The following is a 22554-nucleotide window of genomic DNA, read 5'->3' as shown; positions in this document are numbered from 1 at the left end:
AAGCGCATGGCACGGCGGCAAGCCTAGGCGGGCACGTCTTCGCCAAGCGCGCGACGCAGGGCCATGGCGGCATGTGGCGCGCGCTCCTTGGCGCCGCTGATGAAATAGACGAAGACGTCGCGCGGCGCACCCGCGCCGGGGGCTTCGATGCGTGGCACGCCGTCCGGCTCACCGCCTTCGGCCCAGGCTTGGGCGGACGCCGCCAGCTGTGGGAAGACCTCGGGCTTGCAGCCCAGTGGCTCGTCGCTGTGCGTGCGCATGATGCGCGTGTAGACGAAGTCGCCGGTAGGCTCGGCGATGGGCGGGTAGTCGTCGGACTCCGTGAACACCGTGGCGGCCTTGTACTGGCGCGCCAGCGCGAGGTACTCGGGGCACTGGAAGCTGGCGTGGCGCACGTCCAGCGCATGGCGCAGCTTCAGGCCGCCCACCTCGGCGGGCAGCAGCTCCAGGAAGGCGCGCAGGTCGCCGGCGTCGAATTTATGCGTCGGCGCCAGCTGCCAGACGATGGGCCCGAGCTTGTCGCCGAGTTCCGCAATGCCGCTGTCGATGAAGCGCTTGATGGAGTCGGCGCCATCGGCCAGCACGCGGCGCTGCGTCGCAAAGCGGATGGCCTTCAGCGAGAACATGAAGCCATCGGGCGCGGTGTCCCGCCACTTGGCGAAGGTGGCTGGCTTCTGTGCACCGTAGTAGGTGCTGTTGATCTCGATGGCCGTCAGGTGCTGGCTGGCATATTCCAGCTCACGCGCCTGCGGCCAGCCCTTGGGGTAGAAGTTGTCGCGCCACGGCTCGAAGTTCCAGCCGCCGATACCGACCCTGATCTTTGCTGCACTCACGCCGACTCCTGGCTGATGGCTGTATGAAAAAACAGTCTATCGGCCAGGGTGCGTTCAACGCAAGCGGGCTTACATGCCCGCGTAGTTCGGACCGCCGCCGCCTTCGGGCGTGACCCAGACGATGTTCTGCGTCGGGTCCTTGATGTCGCAGGTCTTGCAGTGCACGCAGTTCTGCGCGTTGATCTGCAGGCGCTCGCCGCCGCCGGCCTCGTTGGGCACGAACTCGTAGACACCGGCCGGGCAGTAGCGGGCCTCAGGTCCGGCGTACTTGGCGAGGTTGACCTGCACCGGCACCGCGTCGCTCTTCAGCGTCAGATGGGCCGGCTGGTTCTCTTCGTGGTTGGTGTTGGAGATGAACACCGACGACAGGCGGTCGAAGGTCAGCTTGCCGTCCGGCTTCGGATAGGCGATGGGCTTGCACTCGGCGGCCGGGCGCAGGGACGCGTTGTCGGCCTTGTGGTTGTGCAGCGTCCAGGGCGGGTTCTTGACGCCCAGCTTGGGCAGCAGCCACTGCTCGATGCCGGTCATCAGCTTGCCGGTCAGCTGGCCCTTCTTGAACCAGAGCTTGAAGTTGCGGCTCTGCTGCAGTTCCTCGTTCAGCCAGCTCTTCTCGAAGGCTTCGGGGTAAGCGCTCAGCTCGTCCTGGGCGCGGCCGGCGTCCAGGGCCGGCGCCAGGGCTTCGGCGGCCAGCATGCCGCTCTTGATGGCCGCGTGGCTGCCCTTGATGCGGGCCGCGTTCAGGTAGCCGGCGTCGCAGCCGATCAGGCAGCCGCCCGGGAAGACCGTCTTGGGCAGGGCTTGCGGCGTGCCGTTGTTGATGGCGCGGGCGCCGTAGCCGATGCGCTTGCCGCCTTCGATGTGGGCGCGGATGGCCGGGTGGGCCTTCCAGCGCTGCATCTCCTCGAAGGGGCTCAGATAGGGGTTGTCGTAGTCCAGGCCGATGACGAAGCCGAGCGTGACCTTGTTGTCCGCCAGGTGGTACAGAAAGCCGCCGCCGAAGGTGTCGCCCTCCATCGGCCAGCCGGCCGTGTGCACCACCTTGCCGGGCTGGGCCTTGTCCGCCGGGATCTCCCACAGCTCCTTGATGCCGATGGCATAGGTCTGGGTGTCCTTGCCGTCGGTCAGCTTGTACTTGGCGAGCAACTGCTTGCCGAGATGGCCACGCGCGCCTTCGGCAAAGACGGTGTATTTGCCGAGCAACTCCATGCCGAGCTGGAAGTGGTCGGTGGGCTCGCCGTCCTTGCCCAGGCCCATATTGCCGGTGGCCACGCCCTTGACGCGGCCCTGGTCGTCGTAGAGCACCTCGGCGGCGGCAAAGCCGGGGAAGATCTCGATGCCGAGGGCTTCGGCCTGGCCGGCCATCCACTTGACGACGTCGGACAGGCTGATGACGTAGCAGCCATCGTTGTGGAAGTTGCGCGGCACGAGAAAGTCGGGCGTGCGGGTGCTGCCGGTCTCGGACAGCATCAGCACATCGTCGCCGGTCACGGCCTGGTTCAGCGGTGCGCCGAGTTCCTTCCAGTTCGGGAACAGCTCGGTGATGGCACGCGGGTCCATCACCGCGCCGGACAGGATGTGGGCGCCGGGCTCCGAGCCCTTCTCCAGCACGACGATGTTGGCGTCGGGCTTGATCTGCTTCAGGCGGATGGCCGTGGCCAGGCCCGCCGGGCCACCGCCGACGATGACCACGTCGTATTCCATGGACTCGCGGGGGCCGAACTGGGCGAGGATTTCTTCGGATGTCATGCAGGTCTCCGTCAGCTTTGAATTGCGCGCGATTCTAGAGAGGCTGGATTGCGAATCGAACGATCGTGCTTTTTTAGGTTGCGCGGTCTAGGAGGCTGTCAGGCTTGGGGACGGGTGCGCGTTGGGCCTGCAAGGGGCCGAGACAAGGCGCAAAGCGCAGGCGTAGCGGTGCTACGGCGAGCATTTGCAACGCTGAAGCGGCCCCTTGCAGGCCCAACCCGAAGGGCCGGAGCGATTTGCGAGGCGATCCGGCGTTGCGGGCTCGTTGTGTGGCCCGCCACACGCCTCTCCCGCGCCTGGTCTCGCATCGCAACTCGCTGCGGCGCGCACCCGTCCCCAAGCCTGACAGCCTCCTGGCCCGGTAGGATGGACGCAACCCACTCAGAAAGCAGTCTCATGAGTTACGCCATCAACCTCGAAGGCCGCGTGGCCCTGATCACCGGTGCATCCAGCGGCCTGGGCGCGCAGTTCGCCAAGACCCTGTCGCAGGCCGGCGCCTGCGTCGTGCTGGCCGGCCGGCGCGTCGAGCGGCTGAAGGACCTGCGCGCCGAGATCGAGGGCAACGGCGGCGACGCCCATGTCGTGCAGCTGGACGTGACCGACGTGGACAGCATCAAGTCCGCGGTGGCCCACGCCGAGACCGAGGTCGGCACGCTGGACATCCTCATCAACAACTCCGGCGTCAGCACGACGCAGCGCCTCACCGACGTCACCGAGAACGACTACGACTATGTGATGGACACCAACACGCGTGGCGCCTTCTTCGTCGCGCAGGAGGTGGGCAAGCGCATGCTGGCACGCGCCCGCGGCTCGGCGCCGGGCACCTTCATCGGTGGGCGCATCGTCAACGTCGCCTCCATGGCCGGCCTGCGCGTGCTGGGCCAGATCGGCGTCTATGCAATGAGCAAGGCCGCCGTCATCCACATGACTCGGGCGATGGCGCTGGAGTGGGGCAAGTACGGCATCAACGTCAATGCCATCTGCCCGGGCTATATCGACACCGAGATCAACCACCACCACTGGGGCACCGAGCAGGGCAAGAAGCTCGTCGAGCTGCTGCCGCGCAAGCGCGTGGGCCAGCCCAGGGACCTCGACACGGCCCTGCTGATGCTGTGCGCCAACGAGAGCCACTTCATCAATGGCGCGGTGATCCAGGCCGACGACGGTTTCGGAGTCTGATGTTGAAGCGAGACCTGACCCCGCTGGAAGCCCGCGTCCTCGCCGTCCTCGTCGAAAAGGAAAGCACAGTGCCCGACAGCTACCCGCTGTCGGCCAATGCCCTCACGTCGGGCTGCAACCAGAAGACGGCACGCGACCCGGTCATGGACGTCAGCGAAGCCGAAGTGCTGGCGACGGTGGAGGAGTTGAAGGCGCTGAGCCTCGTCAACACGGTCAGCGGCAGCCGCGTGGTGCGCTATGAGCACAACTTCGCGCGCGGCGTGGGTGTGCCCGGCGCCGCGATGGCCCTGCTGACCCAGCTGATGCTGCGTGGCCCGCAGACGGCGGCCGAGCTGCGCCAGAACACCGAGCGCCTGCACCGCTTTGCCGATGTGTCGTCGGTCGAGGGCTTTCTGGAAGAACTGGCCGAGCGCGAGCCTCCCATGGCCATCAAGCTGCCCAAGGCTCCCGGCGCCCGCGAGGCGCGCTGGGCGCAGTTGCTGTGCGGACCGGTGGCGTCCATCGAGCAGGCCGCCGCGGTGGCCATGCCCCGTGATGAGGAAGTGGCCCTGCTGCGCGCGGAAGTCGCCTCGCTGCGCCAACTCGTCAACCGCATTGCGGCCGAACTCGGCATCACCCCATGAGATACCTCGTCCCGGCCGAGAAGAAGCTCACCTTCGAGCTGCGCATCCAGATGCGCTGGGGCGACATGGACGCGATGGGCCACATCAACAACACGCTCTACTTTCGCTACCTGGAGATGGCACGCGTGGACTGGCTCGCCGCCATCGGTGCGCCGCCCAACCCGGGCGGGCAGGGGCCGGTCATCGTCAACGCCTTCTGCAACTTCTATCGCCAGTTGAAGGTGCCGGGTGAGGTGCTGGCCAAGCACTACGTCAGCGACCCGGGCCGCACCAGCTTCGAGACCTGGATCACGCTGGAGCGCGCCGACGCGCCCGGCGTCATCTACGCTGAGGGCGGCGCGACGACGCTGTGGTTCGACGCCCAGACCGACAAGGCGATTGCCCTGCCGGAGTGGGTGCGGGCGTTGGTCACTTGAGGGTGTATTTCGCGCTGATGTAGGCGTAGCGGCCGCGCGGGTCGGTGTAGCTCGGGTCGTAGCCGGACAGGAAGAAGTAGGCCTGCTGCGAGAAAGGCGGCGACTTGTCGAAGGCGTTCTGCACCCCCGCACGCAGGGTCAGCGACTTGGTCACGTCCCAGCCGCCTGACAGGTTCCACAGCGAATAGGCGCCGACCTTGATGTCCGACTTGCCGATGATGTGCTGGTCGTCGTAGCCCTGCAGGTAGCTGTTGGACACGGTGGCCGAGAAGGGGCCGTGCTCCCAGTCCAGGCTCAGCGTATGCCGCCAGCGCTGCACGACGCCGTCGTTGATGAAGACGCCGAGGTTGCTGACGAAGGGATCGCCGTCACCGGTCTGCTGCTGCGACTTCAGCGTCAGCGTGCCGTTCAGGCGCAGGCCGAACTGGCCGAAGCCGGTCTTCAGGTTGGTCAGCGACACACCCAGGTCCAGGCCGGAGATGCGCTGCTTGCCGCGGTTCTCCTTGATCAGGTCGATGGCCTCGATGTCGTTGTCGTCATCGCGATGCACGAAGCCGCCGTATTTGGCGAGGTTGCCAAGGATCACGTCCACGCCCAGCGTGCTGATCAGGTTGGTCTTCTCGATGTTCCAGTAGTCCACATTGACGCTGACACCCCGCCGCGGCTCGAAGACGGCGCCGAGCGAGAACTGGCGCGATTTCTCCGGTTTGAGCTTGGCGTTGCTGTAGTTCAGCGTGGTCCAGATGTCGGAGCAGTCGGTGGGCGTGTTGTCCGGGTCGGCGGCCAGGCAGACCGGGTCGACCAGCGTGGCGGAATTTCCTTGCGTGAGCGGGCGGTAGAGGTCGGACATGCTCGGGGCCCGGAAGCCCTTGCCGACCGAGGCGCGCAGCAGCAGCTCCGGCATGGGCACGTATTTCAGGCCGACCTTCGGGCTGGCCGCGCCGCCGCTCACCTGGTAGTGCTCATAGCGCAGCGCCGCCTGCAGCTCGAGCTGCTTGGTGACGGGCGCACTGATCTCGCCGAACACGGCGCTGACCTTGCGCGATTTGCCGAAATCGGAGTCCGGGCCTTGCGAGGATTCACCCAGGATGAGGTCCTGCTTCAGTGCATCGGACTGATGGTAGTTCTGCTTCTCGCGGCGCAGTTCGCCACCGAAGGCAACGGCCAGGTCGCCGCCGGCGAGCTGCGTGAGCGCCTTGGAGGCCTTGAAGTCCAGCGCGTCCATCGTGCCAGTGGCCTGGCGAACCTCGCCGCGGATCTGGGCCTTCTCGTAGAGAGCCAGGCCCGCCGCGCTGGACGGGCCGAACGCATTCAGCGTGCCGGCGGCGAAGCCGTCCATGATCATCGCTTCGTTCAGATAGCCCTGATAGTCGCGGTCGGACACCTTGCTGCGGCTGTGGTTCAGTGCCCATTCGTAGTCCCAGCCGGCCAGCAAGCCGTTGGTGCCCAGCACGAAGCGGTCGGCCGAAGACACCACCTCGCTGGTGCGCAGGCCTGACTCGGTGAGGCGGGTGCGCACGACCATGATGCGGCGCTCGTCGTCTGCCGGCAGCGCGTTCAGCGAGCTGAAGGCGAGGGCCGGGATGCGCGAGATGTCGATCTCGGCGTCCACGCGGTTGGGCGTGCCGGTGTAGAAGGTGCGGGCGCGCGCCAGCGAAGCCTCGGCGAAGAGCTGGTGGCCGCCGCCGAGGTTGAACACGCCGCGGGTGAACAGACTGCTCTTCTTCGCCTTGGGATAGAGCTCGATGTCCCGCATGTAGTCGAAGGTGCAGCCGTCCACGCCGCCGATGCCGTCGGGCAGGTAGAGGCTGCCGTTGGCCGGATTGCAGCCAGTGGCGGCCAGAGGGTTGACCCGGTAGGTGCTGATGACGTCCTTGCCATTGGCCTTGTAGCCTTCCGCGATCAGGGTGTCGCGCTGCTCGGAGGCCGGCAGGTTCTGGTCCAGCAGGATGTTGCCGGGATAACTGGCGCTGGACAGCAGGTCCGGCAGCCGGCCGGGGATGTCCAGCTCCTTGATGAATTTGCGTTGCGAGGCATTCAGGCTGGTGGTCTTCTGCACGTCCAGCACGGCCATCACGTTGAAGCCCTGGCGGCCGTAGTCGCCGAAGCCGCCGGCCAGCGTCGCCGAACGCTTGCTGGCACCGCCCTCGGTCGTGTTGCCGGCCAGCACGCTGATCTCGGCGCCGTTGAAATCCTTGCGCGTGATGAAGTTGATGACGCCACCGATGGCGTCAGAGCCGTACAGCGAGGAGGCGCCGTCCAGCAGGATCTCGACACGCTGGATGGCCGCAGCCGGGATGCTGTTCAGGTCCACGCCGGCGGCGTCGCCCGGCGAGGCGAAGTTGGCCATGCGCCGGCCGTTCAGCAGCACCAGCGTGGACGACACGCCCAGGCCGCGCAGGTTGGCGGCGTTCAGGCCCATCTGGTCGCGAAAGCCGCCGTAGCCAATGCTGCCGCCGTCGGTCAGGTTGTTGGCGCTGGCGCTGATGCGGGCAATCAGCTCGGCGGCCGTCGTCACGCCGGCCTTGTCGATCTCGTTGCGCGTGATGACCTGCACCGGCAGCGCCGTCTCGCCCTCGATGCGCTTGATGGCCGTGCCGGTGATCTCGACACGCTCCAGCGTCGACTGGGCCTGGGCCTGAGCGACATAGCTCAGCGCGAGCAGCGCCGCTGCGGCGGCAATGCGGGAAGGGCAGGGCGTTTTCATTGGGGTGGCCTCCGTGGTTCGCGCGAGTCTAGGCACGGTGGCGCTAGCCGCCGGTAGCCAGCTGTGGATTCGTCTCGCCCGCGCCACGCCCCTCGTCGTTTGAATTAGGGGCGAATGGTCATCGGGGCTCTGTCATCATGCGCGGTCTGACCAAGGAGGGTAGTGGGCATGAGGGCAAGGATCTGGGCCGGAATGGCAGCGATGGCGATGGCCATGAGCGTGCAGGCGGCCACCCCCGCAGCACCGGCGGCGAGTGCGCCCCAGGGTTTCAGGTTGTTTCGACCCGCCACGCCGGCCTCGGGCCCGCGTGCGAATGCACCGGCACCGGCCAAGGCGGCGGCCCCGGTCCACGCACCCGCATCGGCCCCGGCGCCTGCCTCGGCCGTCGTCGAGACCGAGCCCGCCATCCGCGGCTATGCGGTGCCCATCGGTGGCGCCCTGAAGGCCGACAACGAGGAAGTCTGGCAGCGCATCGTCCAACTGGCCGGCGGCAAGGGCGCGCGCTTCGTCGTTTTCGGCACCGCCAGCGAGGATCCCGAAGCCAGTGCCAAGCAGGTCGTCGACCTGCTGCAGCGCCGCGGTGCCATCGCCGAGGCCCTGCCCGTGGCGCCCAAATTCCTGTGGGTGGACCTGACCAAGGTCGTGCGCGACCCGGCGCTGATCGCCAAGGTCAAGGCCGCCAAGGGCATCTTCTTCACCGGTGGCACGCAGGAGCGCATCGTCGACGTGCTGCAGCCCGGCGGCCAGAGCACGCCCATGCTGGAGGCCATCTGGGATGTCTACCGCAAGGGCGGTGTCGTCGCCGGCACCTCGGCCGGCGCGGCCATCATGAGCACGGTCATGTTTCGCGACGCGCCCAGCGTCGTCAACATCCTCAAGGGCCGCTTCGTCGATGGCAAGCAGGTCGACCGCGGCCTGGGCTTCGTCGGCCCGCATCTCTTCGTCGACCAGCATTTCCTCAAGCGCGGGCGCTTCGGCCGCATGATCCCGCTGATGATGGCCAAGGGCTACAAGATCGGCCTGGGCGTGGACGAGAACACCGCCGCCATCATTCGTGGCGACGAGATCGAGGTCATCGGCGACCGTGGCGCCCTGGTCGTGGACCTGAGCGAAGCCAAGACGGATGCCACGCTGGGCGCCTTCAATGTGCAGGGCGCGCGCCTGTCCTACCTGGAGCACGGCGACCGCTACCACCTGCGCGCACGTTCGACGACGCCCTCGGCGCCCAAGCTGCGCGGCGAGTTGCACGACGCCGAGTCGCCCAACTTCAAGCCCTATTACACCGACGACGTCTTCCACCTCGACATGCTGGGCGACTCGACCATCTCCGGTGCCATGAGCCGCCTGATCGACAGCATGCGCAAGGAGGTCAAGGGCCTGGCCTTCGACGTGCTGCCGCGCCAGAACGACCCGCTGGCCGAGCTGGGCTTCCTGTTCCGCCTCTACAAGGGCTCGGATTCGCTGGGCTGGAGCACCGAGGAGTTCGGCGGCGAGCAGTTCACCGTCACCAACCTCTACCTCGACATCAGCCCGGTGCGCCTGCCCATGCCGCTGTATGGCGGCTGGACGCCGCCCAAGGCGGCTGCGACACCGCCCCCTCCGCCAGCACCTGCCGCTGCGTCGGCCGCCTCGGCGGCCCGGCCGTGACGGCTTGCAGCGTTTGCTCACGGCTGCTTGCGCTTCCTCGGGCTTGACCCGCTGTTGCGGCCGCCGCCGCGCTGCCATGATGGCTGGCCTGTGATTCCTGCCGGCCCGGCCCCTTCGCCGGGCTCTTTCATCTACCTTGGTCTCCCACGCCCCCGCCGGCACCGTCATCGTCATTGGCGGCGCACTCAAAGCTGACAGCGACGCTGTCTGGCAGCGCATCGTCGACGAGGCCGGTGGCGCTGGCGCGCCCATCGCCGTCTTCCCGACGGCAGCCTACGAACCTGAGCGCATCGCGGCCCAGATCGTCGCGGCGCTGAACCGCTGCGGCGCCCGCGCCGAGGCCATCCCGCTCGCGCCTCATCTCGACGGGATAGACCTGGCCGCCACGCTGAACGACCCGGCGCTGATCGCCCGCGTTGCGGCGTCGCGGGCGGTGTTCTTCTCGGGCGGCGCCCAGGAATACCTCGTCGACGTGCTGCAACCCGGTGGCCAGCCGACGGCCATGCTCGGCGCCATCCGTGCCGTCTTCGCGGCCGGTGGTGTCATTGCCGGCACCAGCGCGGGTGCGGCCGTCATGAGCCGGCTGATGTTCCGCGACGCGATGGACAACCTCGCCGTGCTGCGCGGCCAGTGGCGGGCCGGCCAGGAGTACGACCGCGGCTTCGGCTTCGTCGCCCCCGACCTCCTCATCGACCAGCATTTCCTCAAGCGGGGCCGCATCGGCCGCATGCTGCCGGCCCTGCAGGCACTCGGCTACCGTCTCGGCCTGGGCGTGGACGAGAACGCCGCGGTCGTCATCAAGGGCTCCGCGCTCGAGGTGATCGGTGGCAGCGGCGCCGTGCTGGTCGACCTCGGCGAAGCCACCCACGACCCGACGCTGCCAGCCTTCAACCTGCGTGGCGCCCGCCTGTCCTATCTGGACCATGGCGACCGCCACGACCTCGTCAGCGGGGTGACGACGCCGGCCCCGCACAAGCTGAGCGAGCCGCGCATCGAACCGGCCGCCCCGGGCTTCGAGCCGGGCCTGGACTCCGACCGCTATTTCCTCGACATCCTCGGCGACGGTTGCCTCCTCGAAGCGCTGACCCAATTGCTCGACGGGCCGTCGCCCCAGGTGCGCGGCCTGGCCTACCGGGCCAACCCCCGGCCGGGCGACCCGATGCCGGACATCGGCTTCGAGTTCCGCCTGCGGCGTGGCCCCGGCCTCGTCGGCTGGTGCAGCGCGATGCTGGGCAGCGAGGACTACACGGTGCTGGGTGCCCGGCTCGACGTCGTGCCGGTGCGCGTGGCCAACCCCTTGTTCACGCCGCTGGCCGCCGAGCCGCTGCGCGTGGTCGAATCGGAGCCGCAGCTCCAAGGAGAACGGTGATGACGGCGATCAGCGGTGAATTCAGCGTCGGCATGAAGGGCCAGGACGCACAGCCCGAAAGCCCGGCCATCGGCCGCATGCTGCTCGACAAGCAGTATCACGGCGCCCTCGAGGCGAAGGGTGCCGGCCAGATGCTGGCCACCCATGGCAGCGTGGCCGGCTCGGCGGCCTATGTGGCGCTGGAGACGGTGACGGGCAGCCTGCAGGGGCGCGCTGGCAGCTTCGCCCTGGTCCACCAGGGCCGCATGAGCCGCGGCCAGCCCACGCTGGACATCAGCGTCGTGCCCGACTCCGGCACCGGCGCCCTGGCCGGCCTGGCCGGCAGCATGCGCATCCGCGTCGAAGGCCACCAGCACTTCTACGACTTTGACTTCTCGCTGCCCGACTGAAGGAGACGCCATGACGAAAATCCTCCCCCTGATGGCCCTGATGCTGCTCGCGGGCGCCGCACGGGCCACCGACGTCGGCGTGTCGGTGCAGATCGGCCAGCCGGGCTTCTACGGACGCATCGACATCGGCAACGTCGCACCGCCGCCCGTCGTGCTGGCCGAGCCCGTCTGGGTGCAGCGTCGGCCCGTGCATGTCGAGCCCGTCTATATGCGCATCCCGCCCGGCCACCAGAAGAACTGGGCCAAGCACTGCGCCCGCTACAACGCCTGTGGCATGCCGGTCTACTTTGTCCGCGAGGACTGGTACCAGGATCGCTACGAGCGGCGCGGCGAAGGCAACGACCAGGGCAAAGGCCATGGCAAGGGCCATGGCAAGCACAAGGACAAGGGCAAGGACCGCGATTGACGCGGCAGGGCCGCGACACAATTGCGGCCATGCCCGATACCGAATCCCGCGACACCCGACCCGAAGGCTTTCAGCGCGTCAACGCGGCGCTGACGGCGCTTGCCCACCCGCATGCGCCGCTGTGGCTGGACGTTGCCGCCCGCACCGCCCAGGAGGCGGCCGACGCCCTCGGCGTCACGCTCGGCCAGATCGCCAAGTGCGTCGTCTTCCGCCGCAAGGCCGAAGGGGCTGAAGATGGGGCCGTCCTCGTCATCACCTCGGGCGACAAGCGCGTCGACGAGGCCAAGCTCAAGCCCCACACCGGGCCGCTGGGCCGGGCCGACGCCGACTTCGTCAAGGCCCGCACCGGCTTCTCCATCGGCGGCGTGTCGCCCGCCGGCTTCGCACCGACCGACGGCGCGGCCCACCCCCAGCTCTTCATCGATCGCGAACTGTTCCGCTTCGACATCATCTGGGCCGCGGCCGGACATCCGAACGGCGTGTTCAAGCTGACGCCGGGCGATTTGGAGAGGATCACCGGCGCTCCCGTCATCGACGTCGTTCAGGCATGAAGCCCGCGGTCGTTTCTCCCTGCGTCAACGTCTGCCAGATGGACGCTGCCACCGGCTGGTGCCGCGGCTGTGCGCGCAGCATCAACGAGATCGCCGGCTGGGGCGGGGCGCCCGAGACCCTGCAACGCCACATCCTGGATCAGTTGCCCGAGCGGCGCGTCGAGATGCATCGCCATGGTTTGTGGCTCGGCCCCTGGCCGCACAGCGAGGAACAGGATCGATGAAGCAGCTGACCTTCTATTTCGACCCCATCTCGCCCTATGCGGCCCTGGGCTTCGAGGCCCTGCCCGAGGCGCTGGCCGGCCACAGCGTCGAGGTCGTCTACCGGCCCATCCTGTTCGCGGCCCTGCTTCAGGCCCTCGGGCAGAAGGGTCCGGCCGAGATCGAGGCCAAGCGCCGCTGGACCTTCCGCCAGGTAGCCTGGCTGGCGCACACCCAGGGCGTCGTGCTGGACCCGCCGGCCCAGCACCCCTTCAACCCCTTGCCGCTGCTGCGCCTGGCCTGGGCCTGCGCGGCGCCGGAAGGCCAGCCCGGCGACACGCCGGGCCGTTGGGTCGTCGAGCAGCTCTTCCACCATGTCTGGCGCGGCGCCGGCGCCGACGCCAGCGACGCGGCTCGCCTGGCCGCGTTGACCGAGCGTCTCGCGCCTGCGCAGGATCCGGCCGGCGACGCCGTCAAGCAACGCCTGCGCAGCGAAACTGAAAGCGCGCTGGCCCTGGGCGTGTTCGGCGTGCCGACCATCGAGTTCGAGGGGCGCCTGTTCTGGGGCCAGGACGCGCTGCCCATGCTGCGCGCGGCGCTGGCGGGCGACCCCTGGTTTCGCAGCGGCGTCTGGGAGTCGGCGGCTCAGGCCAGACCCGGCATCACCCGGAAACACTGATTCAAAACGTCTCAGGATTTACCCGCGAGGGTCATCTGATCTCGCATTGAGAAATGCGAACTGCGGGTTCCTGCGGAGTTTGTCAGCCTCGATTCAGACTGGCGTCAGAACGGGGTCAGAGGCGGTGTGAATAGTCACGGTGAGGGAAGCCTGTGGGGCGGCCTGCAACACGACGGAGACATATCAATGGCAACTGCGACTTCAACGGCCTCGGCGCCGATGACCCGCGAAGAGAAGAAGGTCATCTTCGCTTCTTCGCTGGGCACGGTGTTCGAGTGGTACGACTTCTACCTCTACGGTTCCCTGGCGGCCATCATCGCCAAGCAGTTCTTCGCCGGCCTGGAGCCTGGCGCCGCGTTCATCGCGTCGCTCATGGCCTTTGCCGCGGGCTTCATCGTGCGCCCCTTCGGCGCGCTGGTGTTCGGCCGCCTGGGCGACATGATCGGCCGCAAGTACACCTTCCTGGTGACGATCTTGATCATGGGTCTGTCGACCTTCATCGTCGGCGTGCTGCCCACCTACGCGACCATCGGTGCCGCGGCCCCGGTCATCCTGATCGGCCTGCGTCTGCTGCAGGGCCTGGCTCTGGGCGGTGAGTACGGCGGTGCCGCCACCTATGTGGCCGAGCACGCGCCGCACGGCAAGCGCGGCGCCTACACCTCGTGGATCCAGACCACGGCGACGCTGGGCCTGTTCCTGTCGCTGATGGTCATCCTGGGCGTTCGTACCTCGCTGGGCGAGAAGGACTTCGCCGAGTGGGGCTGGCGCATTCCCTTCATCGTCTCCATCCTGCTGCTGGGTATCTCGGTGTGGATTCGTCTGTCGATGAACGAATCGCCCGCCTTCCAGAAGATGAAGGCCGAGGGCAAGACCTCCAAGGCACCGCTGTCCGAGTCCTTCGGCCAGTGGAAGAACCTGAAGATCGTGCTGCTGGCTCTCTTCGGCCTGGTGGCCGGCCAGGGCGTGGTCTGGTATTCGGGCCAGTTCTACGCGCTGTTCTTCCTGACGTCGGTGCTCAAGGTCGACGCGCCCACCGCCAACATCTGGATCGCCATCGCGCTGATCCTGGGCACGCCCTTCTTCGTCATCTTCGGCACGCTGTCGGACAAGATCGGCCGCAAGCCCATCATCATGGCCGGCCTGCTGCTCGCCGCGCTGACCTACTTCCCGCTGTTCAAGGCGCTGACCGGCGCGGCCAACCCCGACCTCGCCAAGGCCCAGGAGACCTCCAAGGTCACGCTGAGCACCAACGTGGCCAGCTGCTCCTTCCAGGGCAGCCCGATTGCCCGTGAAGTGGACTTCACCAGTGCCTGCGACATCGCCAAGCGCGCGCTGACGGGCTCGTCCGCCAGCTCCGAGACCGTCGAGGCGCCGGCCGGTTCGCCGACCGTCGTGCGCGTCGGTGAAAAGGAAATCGCCGTCCCCACCGCGGCCAAGCTGACCGAGCACAAGTTCGACGAAGCCAGCACCAAGGCCATCGCCGCCTTCAAGAAGGACCTGGGCGAAGCGATGAAGGCCGCCGGCTACCCGGCCAAGGCCGACATGGCCAAGGCCAATGTGCCGATGGTCATCGCCATCCTGTTCGTGCTGGTGCTGTACGTGACCATGGTCTACGGCCCGATCGCGGCCATGCTGGTCGAGATGTTCCCGACCCGCATCCGCTACACGTCGATGAGCCTGCCGTATCACATCGGCAACGGCTGGTTCGGCGGCATGCTGCCCTCCATCACCTTCGCGATGGTGGCGCAGAACGGCAACATCTATCACGGCCTCTGGTACCCCATCGTCATCGCTGCCGCGACCTTCGTCATCGGCGTGCTGTTCGTCCGTGAAACCAAGGACGTGGACATCTACGCCCGGGACTGACGAGCCCCTCGTCTGGTCACGCGCCGCTGAACGCGGGCGTGCCCAGCCGGTCCCCCGAGGGGACGGCGATGCTTGCCGGCTCGACCGGCAAGCACATCGCCAGAGCGGGCCGGCTTGGGAGCGGCCCGGCGCTCGGCCCGGAAGAAAGGCGAAAGGCCGGCGCARGCCGGCCTTTCCCTTTCTGGGTCACCCTGCTTGTCGATTGCAGCCAGCCCTGCGAGGATGCCGCGGATGCCCAAGTCCAAAGACTCCCCCGACGGCAGCGCCGGCGAGCAGCGGCGGCTGCAGATGGTCGACATCGCCCGCCTGGCCGGCGTGTCGGTGTCGACGGTGTCGCGGGCCTTGAACGGCAGCGAGCTCGTCAACGCCGAGACCCGCCAGCGCGTGGCTGAACTGGCGCGCTCGCTGAACTACTCGATCAACTTCGGCGCGCGCAACCTGCGCCTGCAGGAGAACAAAACGGTCGCCGTCGTCGTGCCCTATGACCCCAAGTCCCGCCAGCACATCTCCGACCCCTTTTTCCTGTCCATCGTCGGCGCCATTGCCGATGCGCTGACCGACCGCGGCTACGACATGCTGCTGTCGCGCGTCGATGCCGAGCGGCTGGACCTGGCCTCGCACTGGTTCGACTCCGGCAAGGCCATCGGCGTCATCCTCATCGGGCAGTGGCGCCAGCACGACCAGCTCAACGAGATGGCCGCGCGCAAGCTGCCGCTGGTGGTCTGGGGCGGCGAGATGCCGCAGCAGCTGTACTGCAGCGTGGGTGGCGACAACGTGCTGGGCGGCATCCTTGCGACTGGGCACCTGCTGGCGCTGGGGCGGCGGCGCATCGCCTTCATCGGCGACGCCCGCCTGCCCGAGGTCTGGCTGCGCCATCAGGGCCATCAGCAGGCGCTGCGTGAGGCGGGTCTGGAGGTCGATCCAGCGCTGGAGCTGCCGGCCCCCTTCGAGCCCAGCGTCGCAACGGGGCAGTTGCGCGAGTTCTGCGCGGCGCAACGCGACTTCGACGCCGTCTTCTGCTGCAGCGACGTGCTGGCCATGCTGATGGTCCAGGCCCTGCGTGCCACTGGCCGCCGCGTACCGGATGACGTCGCCGTCGTTGGCTACGACGACATGCCGCTGGCCGCCTATTGCGATCCGCCGCTGACCACGGTTCACCAGCCGGTGGCCGAGGCGGGCGCCGAACTCGTCGAGGCCCTGCTGGGCCAGTTGCGTGGCGAGCGCGCCGGGCCGCAGACGCTGCCCGTCTACCTGAAGTTGCGCGAAAGCGCTCCCGACCGTTCCCGCTGAGCCGGGGCATCGGGCCTTCGGTGCGCAGGCCATTGGGCCGTTGAATATCGTTTCCAACGATTGATTGATTTGTGCGGGTGGTTGTCGATTACTAAGGGCTTCTACTGAATTGCAATCGATTGCAAAACGATTGCATCGAGTGCAGAATGAGGACACGGACGGCGCTTGATTCAGGCGCTGCCGCCCGCCTCGAAGAAGGCGCCCGGAATACGACAACAGGAGACGACATGCACACCCTTGCACTGCGCCGCGCGCGCTTCACTCCCCTGGCCGCTGCGGCGCTCGCCGTCATCGCTGCCGCCGCCCAGGCCCAGCAAGCCGCCACCACTGACACGGCCGACGGCCTCAAGCTCGACGCCGTCGTCGTCACGGGGACCTCCTCGGCCAAGTCCAAGATGCGCTCCAGCGTGGCCATCTCGACCATCGAGAGCGAAGGCGTCGCGGCCGTCACCGCCGCCAGCGCGACGGACCTGCTGCGGGGCGTGCCCGGCATCCGTGCCGAGGCCAGCGGTGGTGAATCCAACGCCAACGTCGCGGTGCGCGGCATCCCGGTCTCGGCCGGCGGTGCGCGCTACATCCAGTTCCAGGAAGACGGCCTGCCCGTGCTGCAGTTCGGCGACATCGCCTTCGCCACGCCCGACACCTGGATGCGCGCCGATGCCGGCTTCGAGCGCCTGGAGGTGGTCCGCGGCGGCTCGGCCGCGCTGCTGGCCACCGGCGCGCCTGGCGGCATCATCAACTTCATCGGCAAGACCGGCCTGGAGCCCGGCGGCAGCCTGCAACTGACCAAGGGCCTGGACTTCGAACAGACCCGTGTCGACTTCGGCTACGGCGGGCGCCTCGCGCCCAAGACGCGCTTCTTCATCGGCGGCTTCTACCGTGTTGGCGATGGCGGCCGCAAGGGCGCCGATGGCACCGAAAACGGCGGCCAGGTGCGCGCCAACGTCACCTTCGAACTGGAGGGCAGGAGCTTTGTGCGCTTGAGCCTCAAGCATCTGGACGACCACAGCCCGACCTTCATGCCGACGCCGGTGCGTTATGTGAACGGCGGCATCCAGCAGATCCCGGGCCTGGACCCGCGGCGCACGGCTTTCTATGACGTCGCCTGGCCCATGGACAGCACGCTGACCAACAGCAACGGCCGCGCCACCAGCAACATCCGCGACGGCCTGACCGCCAAGAGCGATGCCTTCGGCGCCGAGATGGACCTCGACGCCGGCGGCGGGTTTCGCCTGCAGAACAAGTTTTCGTGGAGCAAGAACTCGGGCCGCTTCATCGGCATCTTCCCGGGCGACGACGTGGCCGCAGCACCCGCCGGCACGACGCTGGCCACCGGCCCCGACGCCGGCGCGGCTTACACGGGAGCGAAGTTCACGGCCGTCGTCTTCAACACCCAGGTCGACAACGCCGGCCTGATGGCCAACGACCTGAAGTTCTCGCGTGACTTCGACCTCGGCGGCGGTGCCAAGCTCAGCGCCGTGGCCGGCCTCTACACCTCGGTGCAGCAGCTGGACCTGACGTGGAACTTCAACCAGTACTCGCTGTCGGCCAGCGGCGAGGGTGCCCGCGTGCTCAACGTGCCCGGCCTCGTCAACGGCTCGCCCGGCTTCGGTGGCTGCTGCAGCAACACCCAGGACAGCAAGTACACGACCAACGCGCCCTACCTGGTGCTCAATCTGGAGTCCGGCGCGCTGTCGGCCGACATCGGCCTGCGCCGCGACAACCAGAAGGCCAGCGGGGCCTACTACCAGTCCAACGCCGGCCTGGCCTATGACCTCGGCAAGCCCAACGCCATTGACTACGACTTTGGCCGCACCTCCTACTCCCTGGGCGGCAACTACGCGCTGAACAGGGACCTGTCGCTGTTCGCCCGCTACTCCGACGGCGCCGCCTACAACGCCGACCGCATCACCTTCTTCAACAACCCCAACCTCGTCAACGGCAAGAGCCCGACCATCCCGACCAACAAGGTCAGGCAGGCCGAGGCTGGCGTGAAGATCCGCGGCGGTGGCATGAGCCTGTTCGCTACGCTCTTCCACGCCAAGACGGATGAGGTCAACGTCGACGTGACGACCAACCCCATCGTCGCCAAGGCCAACAGCTACCGCAGCAACGGCCTGGAGCTGGAAGGCTCAGCCCGCTTGGGTGTCGTCAGCCTGCTGGGCGGCCTGACCTACACCGACGCGAAGCAGGCCGATGGGCGGGCTCCGAAGCGCCAGGCCAAGGTCGTCTACCAGCTCACGCCCACCGTCAACCTGAACGATGCGCTGAGCTTGGGCGTCAGCATCGTCGGCACGACCAAGAGCCTGGACGATGGCCCCACCGGCGCGCTGACGATCACGCTGCCGGCCTACACCGTCGTCAACGCGTTCGCGAGCTATGCGCTTACCGATCGCGCGACGCTCTCGCTGGCAGCCAACAACCTCTTCAACGAGCTGGCCTACACCGAGAGCAACGACGGCCGCGGTGCCGCGCGGGCCTACACGGGCCGCACGGTCAAGGCTTCGCTGCGCTACAGCTTCTGAAGCTCATGGCCACGCCCGTCCTCGTGCTCGGCGAAGCCCTCGTGGACGAGTTCCACGACGGCGCAGTCGCCGGCGGCGCACCGTTCAACGTCGCGCGCTCGTTGGCCGCTTTCGGGGCACCGGTCCGTTTCGTCAGCCGCATCGGCGCGGATGACCCGGCCGGCCGTCTGGTGCTGGAAAGCGCCGCGCGCTTCGGCCTTGCGGTCGACGGCCTGCAGCGCGACGCGACCCACGCCACCGGCCGCGTCAGCGTGCATGAGGATGTGGCCGGCGACCACCGTTTCGAGATCCACGCCGATGCGGCCTGGGACCATCTCGAGGCACCGGTGGCCGGCGACGGCATCGTCTACTTCGGCAGCCTGGCCCAACGTCATCCAAGCTCCCGCGCTGCCATCCGTGCGACCGTCAAGCGCACGCCCGGCTCGCGCCTGCTCGACCTCAACCTGCGCTCCGGCAGCGACACGCCCGAACTCGCCGCTGAAGTGCTGATGCTGGCCGACTGGGTCAAGCTCAACGAGGACGAACTGGGCTGCCTGCTCGCCTGGTTCGAGCCCACGCTGCCAGCGCTGATGGCCCGCTTCGCGCTGCAGGGCTTGGTGCTGACGCGCGGCGCCGCCGGCTACGCGTTGCACGGCGAGCAGGGCCAGTTGTTGGCGACGGGGGAGGGTGTGCCGCAGCCGGCCTTTGTCGACAGCGTCGGCGCGGGCGACGGCTTCACCGCCTTGCTGCTGGCCGGCCTGTCGCTGAGCCGTGACCTGGGCGCAACCCTGGCCCTGGCCAACCGCTACGCCGCGATGATCTGCGGCGTGCGCGGCCCGCTGCCTTCCGATCCGACAGCGTTGGCCGCCTGGCGCGAAGCACTGCACGCGCTGCCGGCCGAGGAATGAAGATGCACAAGCCTCACCTGTCGTTCTCCCAGATCGTGAACATGAATGTCGGCTTCCTCGGCATCCAGTTCAGCTTCGGCCTGCAGCAGGCCAATATGAGCCCGATCTACCAGATGCTGGGCGCCGACGGCAAGAGCCTTCCCTACCTCTGGCTGGCCGGCCCCATCACCGGCCTGCTGGTGCAACCCCTCATTGGCGCGATGAGCGACCGCACGACGCACCGCCTGGGCCGGCGCACGCCTTACTTCCTGATCGGCGCGCTGCTGTGCTCGCTGGGCTTGCTGGCCATGCCCTTCAGCCCGGCGCTGTGGTTCGCGGCCGGCCTGCTGTGGATCCTGGACGCGGCCAACAACGTGACGATGGAGCCCTACCGCGCCTATGTCAGTGACCGCCTGCGCGAAGAGCAGCATGCCAGCGGCTTCCTCACGCAGGCCTCGTTCACCGGCCTGGCGCAGACGCTGGCCTATCTGACACCCAGCCTGCTCGTGTTCTTCGGCATGAACAAGGACGCGCTGGGCGCCAACGGCATCCCGGTCGTCACCACGCTGGCCTTCGTCATCGGCGCGCTGCTGTCGTTCACGACGGTGTGGTGGTCCATCCGCAAGGTGCCCGAACTGCCACTGCCGGCCGAGGAGATCGCGCGGCTGCGCGCGCTGCCGCATGGCTTTGGCCCGGCACTCGCGGAGATCTGGGCCGCGCTGCGCGACATGCCGGCCACGATGCGGCGGCTGTGGTGGATGGCGCTGTTCCAGTGGTACGGCATGATGTGTTACTGGATCTACATCGTGCCGACGCTGGCCGCGACGGTCTTCGGCACCGACGACCCGCACAGCGCCGGCTTTCGCGACGCGGCGCTGCTCAACGGCCAGGTCGGCGGCTTCTACAACGCCGTCGCCTTCGTCGCCGCTTTCGCGATGGTGCCGTTCACCAAGCGCCTCGGCGCGAAATGGGTGCATGCCTTCGCACTCGCCTGTGCGGCCGCGGGCATGTGGGCGCTGCCCGGCATTCGGGACAAAGCCTGGCTCTTCCTGCCCATGGTTGGCATTGGCCTGGCCTGGGGTTCCATCATGGGCAACCCCTACGTGCTGCTGGCCGGCAGCATCCCGCCCGAGCGCGCCGGCGTCTACATGGGCATCTTCAATATGTTCATCGTCATCCCGATGCTGATCCAGGCGATGACGCTGCCCCTGTTCTACGACAGCCTGCTGGCGGGTCGTCCCGAGAACGTCATTCGCCTCGCCGGCGTGCTGCTGGCGCTTGCGGCGCTGTGCGTGCTGGCCGTCAAGAGTCCCAAGTCCTCATGAAGAACCAAGTCCAGCTCATCACCTATGTGGACCGCCTTGGCGGCCGGCGCGATGGCGCCGACCTGATCCGTCTCGGGAAGCTGCTCGGCCAACCCGGCTCGCCGCTGGCGGGCGTGTTCGGCGGCGTCCACCTGCTGCCCTTCTTCCATGCCATCGACGGCGCCGACGCAGGCTTCGACCCCATCGATCACACCCAGGTCGACCCGCGCCTGGGGCACTGGAGCGACATCAAGGCGCTGACCGAGGGCCTGGACGTGATGGCCGACGTCATCGTCAACCACATGTCCAGCGAGTCGCCGCAGTTCCTGGACTATGCCGAGAAGGGCGAGGCCTCGGCCTATGCGGGCCTGTTCCTGACGCTGGATGCGGTCTTTCCCGGCGGCGCCAGCGAGCGTGACCTGCTGTCCGTGTACCGCCCCCGCCCCGGCCTGCCCCTGACGACCGCGATGCTGAAGAACGGCGAACGCCGCATCCTGTGGACCACCTTCACGGCCGCGCAGATCGACATCGCCGTGCGCCATCCACAGGGCCGGGCCTATCTGAGCGGCATCCTCAAGACCCTGGCCGCGAACAGCATCCGCATGGTGCGGCTGGACGCCGTCGGCTATGCCATCAAGAAGGCCGGCGCCAGCTGCTTCATGATGCCGGAGACCTTTGACTTCATCGCCGAGTTTGCGGCCGAGGCGAGGGCGCTGGGCATCGAGGTGCTGGTCGAGATCCACGCCTACCACCAGCGCCAGATCGAGATCGCGGCCCGGGTCGACTGGGTCTATGACTTCGCCTTGCCGCCCCTGGTGCTGCATGCCTTCGCCTTCAAGACCGCGGCGGCGCTCAAGCGCTGGATCGCCATCCGGCCGACCAACGCGTTGACGGTGCTCGACACCCATGACGGCATCGGCATCATCGACATCGGCGCCGACGCCAGCGACCGCACGGCCCACCCCGGCCTGGTGCCGCCGTGGGAATTGGACGCCTTGGTCGAGCGCATCCACGAGGCCAGCGGCGGCGCGAGCCGGCTCGCCACGGGTGCTGCGGCCAGCAACCTCGATCTCTACCAGGTCAATTGCAGCTTCTTTGACGCCATGGGCCGCAACGAGACGGCCTATCTGCTGGCCCGCGCCGTCCAGTTCTTCCTGCCCGGCGTGCCCCAGGTCTATTACGTCGGCCTGCTGGCCGGCCACAACGACATGGTGCTGCTGTCCCGCACCCAGGTCGGCCGCGACATCAATCGCCATTTCTATGGCGAGGACGAGATCGCTGGCGAGTGCGAGCGCCCGGTCGTGCGCCGCCTGATCGAACTCATCAAGCTGCGCAACCGCCACCCGGCATTTGACGGCAGCTTCCAGCTGCTGGCCAGCAGCGAAGAGGAACTCAGCCTGCGCTGGCAGCAGGACGGCCACTGGGCGACCCTGCGCCTGGACTTTGCAAGTCTGGATCACGAGCTGAGCTACAGCACCGAGGGTGATGGGCCGGGACGCTTCGCCTTCAGTTGAGCGTCAGCCTGGCTGAGCAGAATCCGGGGCAGTTCAAACCCCCGGAGACCCGAGCATGTGGAAATTGATCGTTGGCTTCATCGCCTTTGCCGCGCTGGCGTTGTTCATCCTGATGAAGAGCGGCGGCAATATCGACCTGAGCGGCGAGAAGCATGACGTGGCGGCGGGTGCCCATGAACCGGCGGCTTCGGCCGCCTCAGCTGCCGTGGCTGCGGTCGATGGCGCTTCGGCGCCTGCTTCCGCAGCGTCCAACTGACTTTTCGGGCCAAGCGCTGGGCCGCTCCCGAGCAGGCCCGCACTGGCGATGTGATTGCGGCTCGATGCCGCAAGCATCGCCGTCCCCTCGGGGGCTGAGGCCGGACACGGCGAGTCCTGTGAACTCGTCCTGCCTGCCGAAGAGCAGCCGCTCTGCCGGCTGCGCGGTCTGCAAGACCGACCAGACG

The 22554-nt window shown here is 67.8% G+C and carries 20 protein-coding genes; 17 read left to right on the top strand and 3 right to left on the bottom strand.

The window, feature by feature from the left end:
- Positions 1–23: 23 nt before the first annotated feature.
- Both AC1D2H_RS23195 and AC1D2H_RS23190 read right to left on the bottom strand, forming a co-directional pair.
- Entirely contained in the window at positions 24–833 is an 810-nt protein-coding gene (locus AC1D2H_RS23195; RefSeq protein ID WP_478012615.1) for a DUF72 domain-containing protein, read from the bottom strand.
- 69 nt (positions 834–902) lie between these two features.
- Positions 903–2579, bottom strand: coding sequence for an electron transfer flavoprotein-ubiquinone oxidoreductase (locus tag AC1D2H_RS23190; protein WP_478012614.1), 1677 nt, complete (start codon positions 2577–2579; stop codon positions 903–905).
- Between the two features lie 396 nt (positions 2580–2975).
- Here AC1D2H_RS23190 and AC1D2H_RS23185 point away from each other — a divergent pair, with 396 nt between their 5' ends.
- The 3 genes from AC1D2H_RS23185 to AC1D2H_RS23175 are packed head-to-tail and all read left to right on the top strand — an operon-like array spanning position 2976 to position 4797.
- Positions 2976–3758 carry an SDR family oxidoreductase gene (locus AC1D2H_RS23185; protein ID WP_478012613.1) on the top strand — a complete coding sequence of 261 codons (783 nt, stop codon included), beginning with the start codon at positions 2976–2978 and terminating at the stop codon, positions 3756–3758.
- Positions 3758–4381, top strand: coding sequence for a YceH family protein (locus tag AC1D2H_RS23180; RefSeq protein WP_477928354.1), 624 nt, complete (start codon positions 3758–3760; stop codon positions 4379–4381). Before AC1D2H_RS23185 ends, AC1D2H_RS23180 begins: the two co-directional genes overlap by 1 nt.
- Entirely contained in the window at positions 4378–4797 is a 420-nt protein-coding gene (locus AC1D2H_RS23175) for an acyl-CoA thioesterase (protein ID WP_478012612.1), read from the top strand. The genes AC1D2H_RS23180 and AC1D2H_RS23175 overlap by 4 nt, the downstream gene beginning before the upstream one ends.
- On the opposite strand, the gene AC1D2H_RS23170 is transcribed toward AC1D2H_RS23175, so the two are convergent.
- Positions 4790–7504: a TonB-dependent receptor gene (locus AC1D2H_RS23170; protein ID WP_477928351.1), complete on the bottom strand. Its 2715-nt coding sequence runs from the start codon at positions 7502–7504 to the stop codon at positions 4790–4792. The two genes, AC1D2H_RS23175 and AC1D2H_RS23170, sit on opposite strands and share 8 nt — an antisense overlap.
- 192 nt (positions 7505–7696) lie before the next feature.
- On the opposite strand from AC1D2H_RS23170, the gene AC1D2H_RS23165 reads away from it, so the two are divergent.
- The 14 genes from AC1D2H_RS23165 to AC1D2H_RS23100 all read left to right on the top strand — a co-directional run bounded on the left by AC1D2H_RS23165 (position 7697) and on the right by AC1D2H_RS23100 (position 22367).
- Positions 7697–9151 (top strand): cyanophycinase, encoded by a 1455-nt coding sequence (locus tag AC1D2H_RS23165; RefSeq protein WP_478012611.1) that lies wholly within the window; start codon positions 7697–7699, stop codon positions 9149–9151.
- Between the two features lie 136 nt (positions 9152–9287).
- On the top strand, positions 9288–10520 hold the full coding sequence (locus tag AC1D2H_RS23160; protein ID WP_477928348.1) for a cyanophycinase: 1233 nt from the start codon (positions 9288–9290) through the stop codon (positions 10518–10520).
- On the top strand, positions 10520–10909 hold the full coding sequence (locus AC1D2H_RS23155) for a DUF3224 domain-containing protein (RefSeq protein WP_477928346.1): 390 nt from the start codon (positions 10520–10522) through the stop codon (positions 10907–10909). Before AC1D2H_RS23160 ends, AC1D2H_RS23155 begins: the two co-directional genes overlap by 1 nt.
- Positions 10910–10919: 10 nt before the next feature.
- Entirely contained in the window at positions 10920–11315 is a 396-nt protein-coding gene (locus AC1D2H_RS23150) for a hypothetical protein (RefSeq protein WP_477928345.1), read from the top strand.
- Between the two features lie 29 nt (positions 11316–11344).
- Positions 11345–11866: a YbaK/EbsC family protein gene (locus AC1D2H_RS23145; protein WP_477928343.1), complete on the top strand. Its 522-nt coding sequence runs from the start codon at positions 11345–11347 to the stop codon at positions 11864–11866.
- Positions 11863–12090 (top strand): DUF1289 domain-containing protein, encoded by a 228-nt coding sequence (locus AC1D2H_RS23140; protein WP_477928341.1) that lies wholly within the window; start codon positions 11863–11865, stop codon positions 12088–12090. The genes AC1D2H_RS23145 and AC1D2H_RS23140 overlap by 4 nt, the downstream gene beginning before the upstream one ends.
- Positions 12087–12746 (top strand): DsbA family protein, encoded by a 660-nt coding sequence (locus AC1D2H_RS23135; RefSeq protein WP_477928339.1) that lies wholly within the window; start codon positions 12087–12089, stop codon positions 12744–12746. The genes AC1D2H_RS23140 and AC1D2H_RS23135 overlap by 4 nt, the downstream gene beginning before the upstream one ends.
- 186 nt (positions 12747–12932) lie before the next feature.
- Positions 12933–14612, top strand: a complete 1680-nt coding sequence (locus tag AC1D2H_RS23130) for an MFS transporter (RefSeq protein ID WP_478012610.1) — start codon at positions 12933–12935, stop codon at positions 14610–14612.
- A 231-nt stretch (positions 14613–14843) separates the two neighbouring features.
- Positions 14844–15902 carry a LacI family DNA-binding transcriptional regulator gene (locus AC1D2H_RS23125; RefSeq protein WP_477928335.1) on the top strand — a complete coding sequence of 353 codons (1059 nt, stop codon included), beginning with the start codon at positions 14844–14846 and terminating at the stop codon, positions 15900–15902.
- A gap of 227 nt (positions 15903–16129) precedes the next feature.
- Positions 16130–18427, top strand: a complete 2298-nt coding sequence (locus AC1D2H_RS23120) for a TonB-dependent receptor (RefSeq protein WP_478012609.1) — start codon at positions 16130–16132, stop codon at positions 18425–18427.
- Positions 18428–18432: 5 nt separating this feature from the next.
- A complete protein-coding gene (locus tag AC1D2H_RS23115) occupies positions 18433–19314 on the top strand; it encodes a PfkB family carbohydrate kinase (protein ID WP_478012608.1) in 882 nt (293 codons plus the stop codon).
- A gap of 2 nt (positions 19315–19316) precedes the next feature.
- Positions 19317–20618 carry an MFS transporter gene (locus AC1D2H_RS23110; RefSeq protein WP_478012607.1) on the top strand — a complete coding sequence of 434 codons (1302 nt, stop codon included), beginning with the start codon at positions 19317–19319 and terminating at the stop codon, positions 20616–20618.
- Complete coding sequence (gtfA, locus tag AC1D2H_RS23105) at positions 20615–22111, top strand: sucrose phosphorylase (RefSeq protein ID WP_478012606.1); 1497 nt, start codon at positions 20615–20617, stop codon at positions 22109–22111. Before AC1D2H_RS23110 ends, gtfA begins: the two co-directional genes overlap by 4 nt.
- A gap of 55 nt (positions 22112–22166) precedes the next feature.
- Complete coding sequence (locus AC1D2H_RS23100; protein WP_477928326.1) at positions 22167–22367, top strand: hypothetical protein; 201 nt, start codon at positions 22167–22169, stop codon at positions 22365–22367.
- Positions 22368–22554 lie beyond the last annotated feature (187 nt).

Source organism: Roseateles sp. P1_C1_2 (genome assembly GCF_056406535.1).
Note: the sequence above shows the minus strand (reverse complement) of the source record. Positions and strands in the feature narration are given on the sequence as shown.

What these genes read in the sequence shown, in the direction of transcription:
- AC1D2H_RS23190 (WP_478012614.1), bottom strand. Translation starts at nt 2,579, where the DNA reads ATGACATCCGAAGAAATCCTCGCCCAGTTCGGCCCCCGCGAGTCCATG.
- AC1D2H_RS23185 (WP_478012613.1), top strand. Translation starts at nt 2,976, where the DNA reads ATGAGTTACGCCATCAACCTCGAAGGCCGCGTGGCCCTGATCACCGGT.
- AC1D2H_RS23180 (WP_477928354.1), top strand. Translation starts at nt 3,758, where the DNA reads ATGTTGAAGCGAGACCTGACCCCGCTGGAAGCCCGCGTCCTCGCCGTC.
- AC1D2H_RS23175 (WP_478012612.1), top strand. Translation starts at nt 4,378, where the DNA reads ATGAGATACCTCGTCCCGGCCGAGAAGAAGCTCACCTTCGAGCTGCGC.
- AC1D2H_RS23170 (WP_477928351.1), bottom strand. Translation starts at nt 7,504, where the DNA reads ATGAAAACGCCCTGCCCTTCCCGCATTGCCGCCGCAGCGGCGCTGCTC.
- AC1D2H_RS23165 (WP_478012611.1), top strand. Translation starts at nt 7,697, where the DNA reads ATGGCAGCGATGGCGATGGCCATGAGCGTGCAGGCGGCCACCCCCGCA.
- AC1D2H_RS23155 (WP_477928346.1), top strand. Translation starts at nt 10,520, where the DNA reads ATGACGGCGATCAGCGGTGAATTCAGCGTCGGCATGAAGGGCCAGGAC.
- AC1D2H_RS23150 (WP_477928345.1), top strand. Translation starts at nt 10,920, where the DNA reads ATGACGAAAATCCTCCCCCTGATGGCCCTGATGCTGCTCGCGGGCGCC.
- AC1D2H_RS23145 (WP_477928343.1), top strand. Translation starts at nt 11,345, where the DNA reads ATGCCCGATACCGAATCCCGCGACACCCGACCCGAAGGCTTTCAGCGC.
- AC1D2H_RS23140 (WP_477928341.1), top strand. Translation starts at nt 11,863, where the DNA reads ATGAAGCCCGCGGTCGTTTCTCCCTGCGTCAACGTCTGCCAGATGGAC.
- AC1D2H_RS23135 (WP_477928339.1), top strand. Translation starts at nt 12,087, where the DNA reads ATGAAGCAGCTGACCTTCTATTTCGACCCCATCTCGCCCTATGCGGCC.
- AC1D2H_RS23130 (WP_478012610.1), top strand. Translation starts at nt 12,933, where the DNA reads ATGGCAACTGCGACTTCAACGGCCTCGGCGCCGATGACCCGCGAAGAG.
- AC1D2H_RS23125 (WP_477928335.1), top strand. Translation starts at nt 14,844, where the DNA reads ATGCCCAAGTCCAAAGACTCCCCCGACGGCAGCGCCGGCGAGCAGCGG.
- AC1D2H_RS23120 (WP_478012609.1), top strand. Translation starts at nt 16,130, where the DNA reads ATGCACACCCTTGCACTGCGCCGCGCGCGCTTCACTCCCCTGGCCGCT.
- AC1D2H_RS23115 (WP_478012608.1), top strand. Translation starts at nt 18,433, where the DNA reads ATGGCCACGCCCGTCCTCGTGCTCGGCGAAGCCCTCGTGGACGAGTTC.
- AC1D2H_RS23110 (WP_478012607.1), top strand. Translation starts at nt 19,317, where the DNA reads ATGCACAAGCCTCACCTGTCGTTCTCCCAGATCGTGAACATGAATGTC.
- gtfA (WP_478012606.1), top strand. Translation starts at nt 20,615, where the DNA reads ATGAAGAACCAAGTCCAGCTCATCACCTATGTGGACCGCCTTGGCGGC.
- AC1D2H_RS23100 (WP_477928326.1), top strand. Translation starts at nt 22,167, where the DNA reads ATGTGGAAATTGATCGTTGGCTTCATCGCCTTTGCCGCGCTGGCGTTG.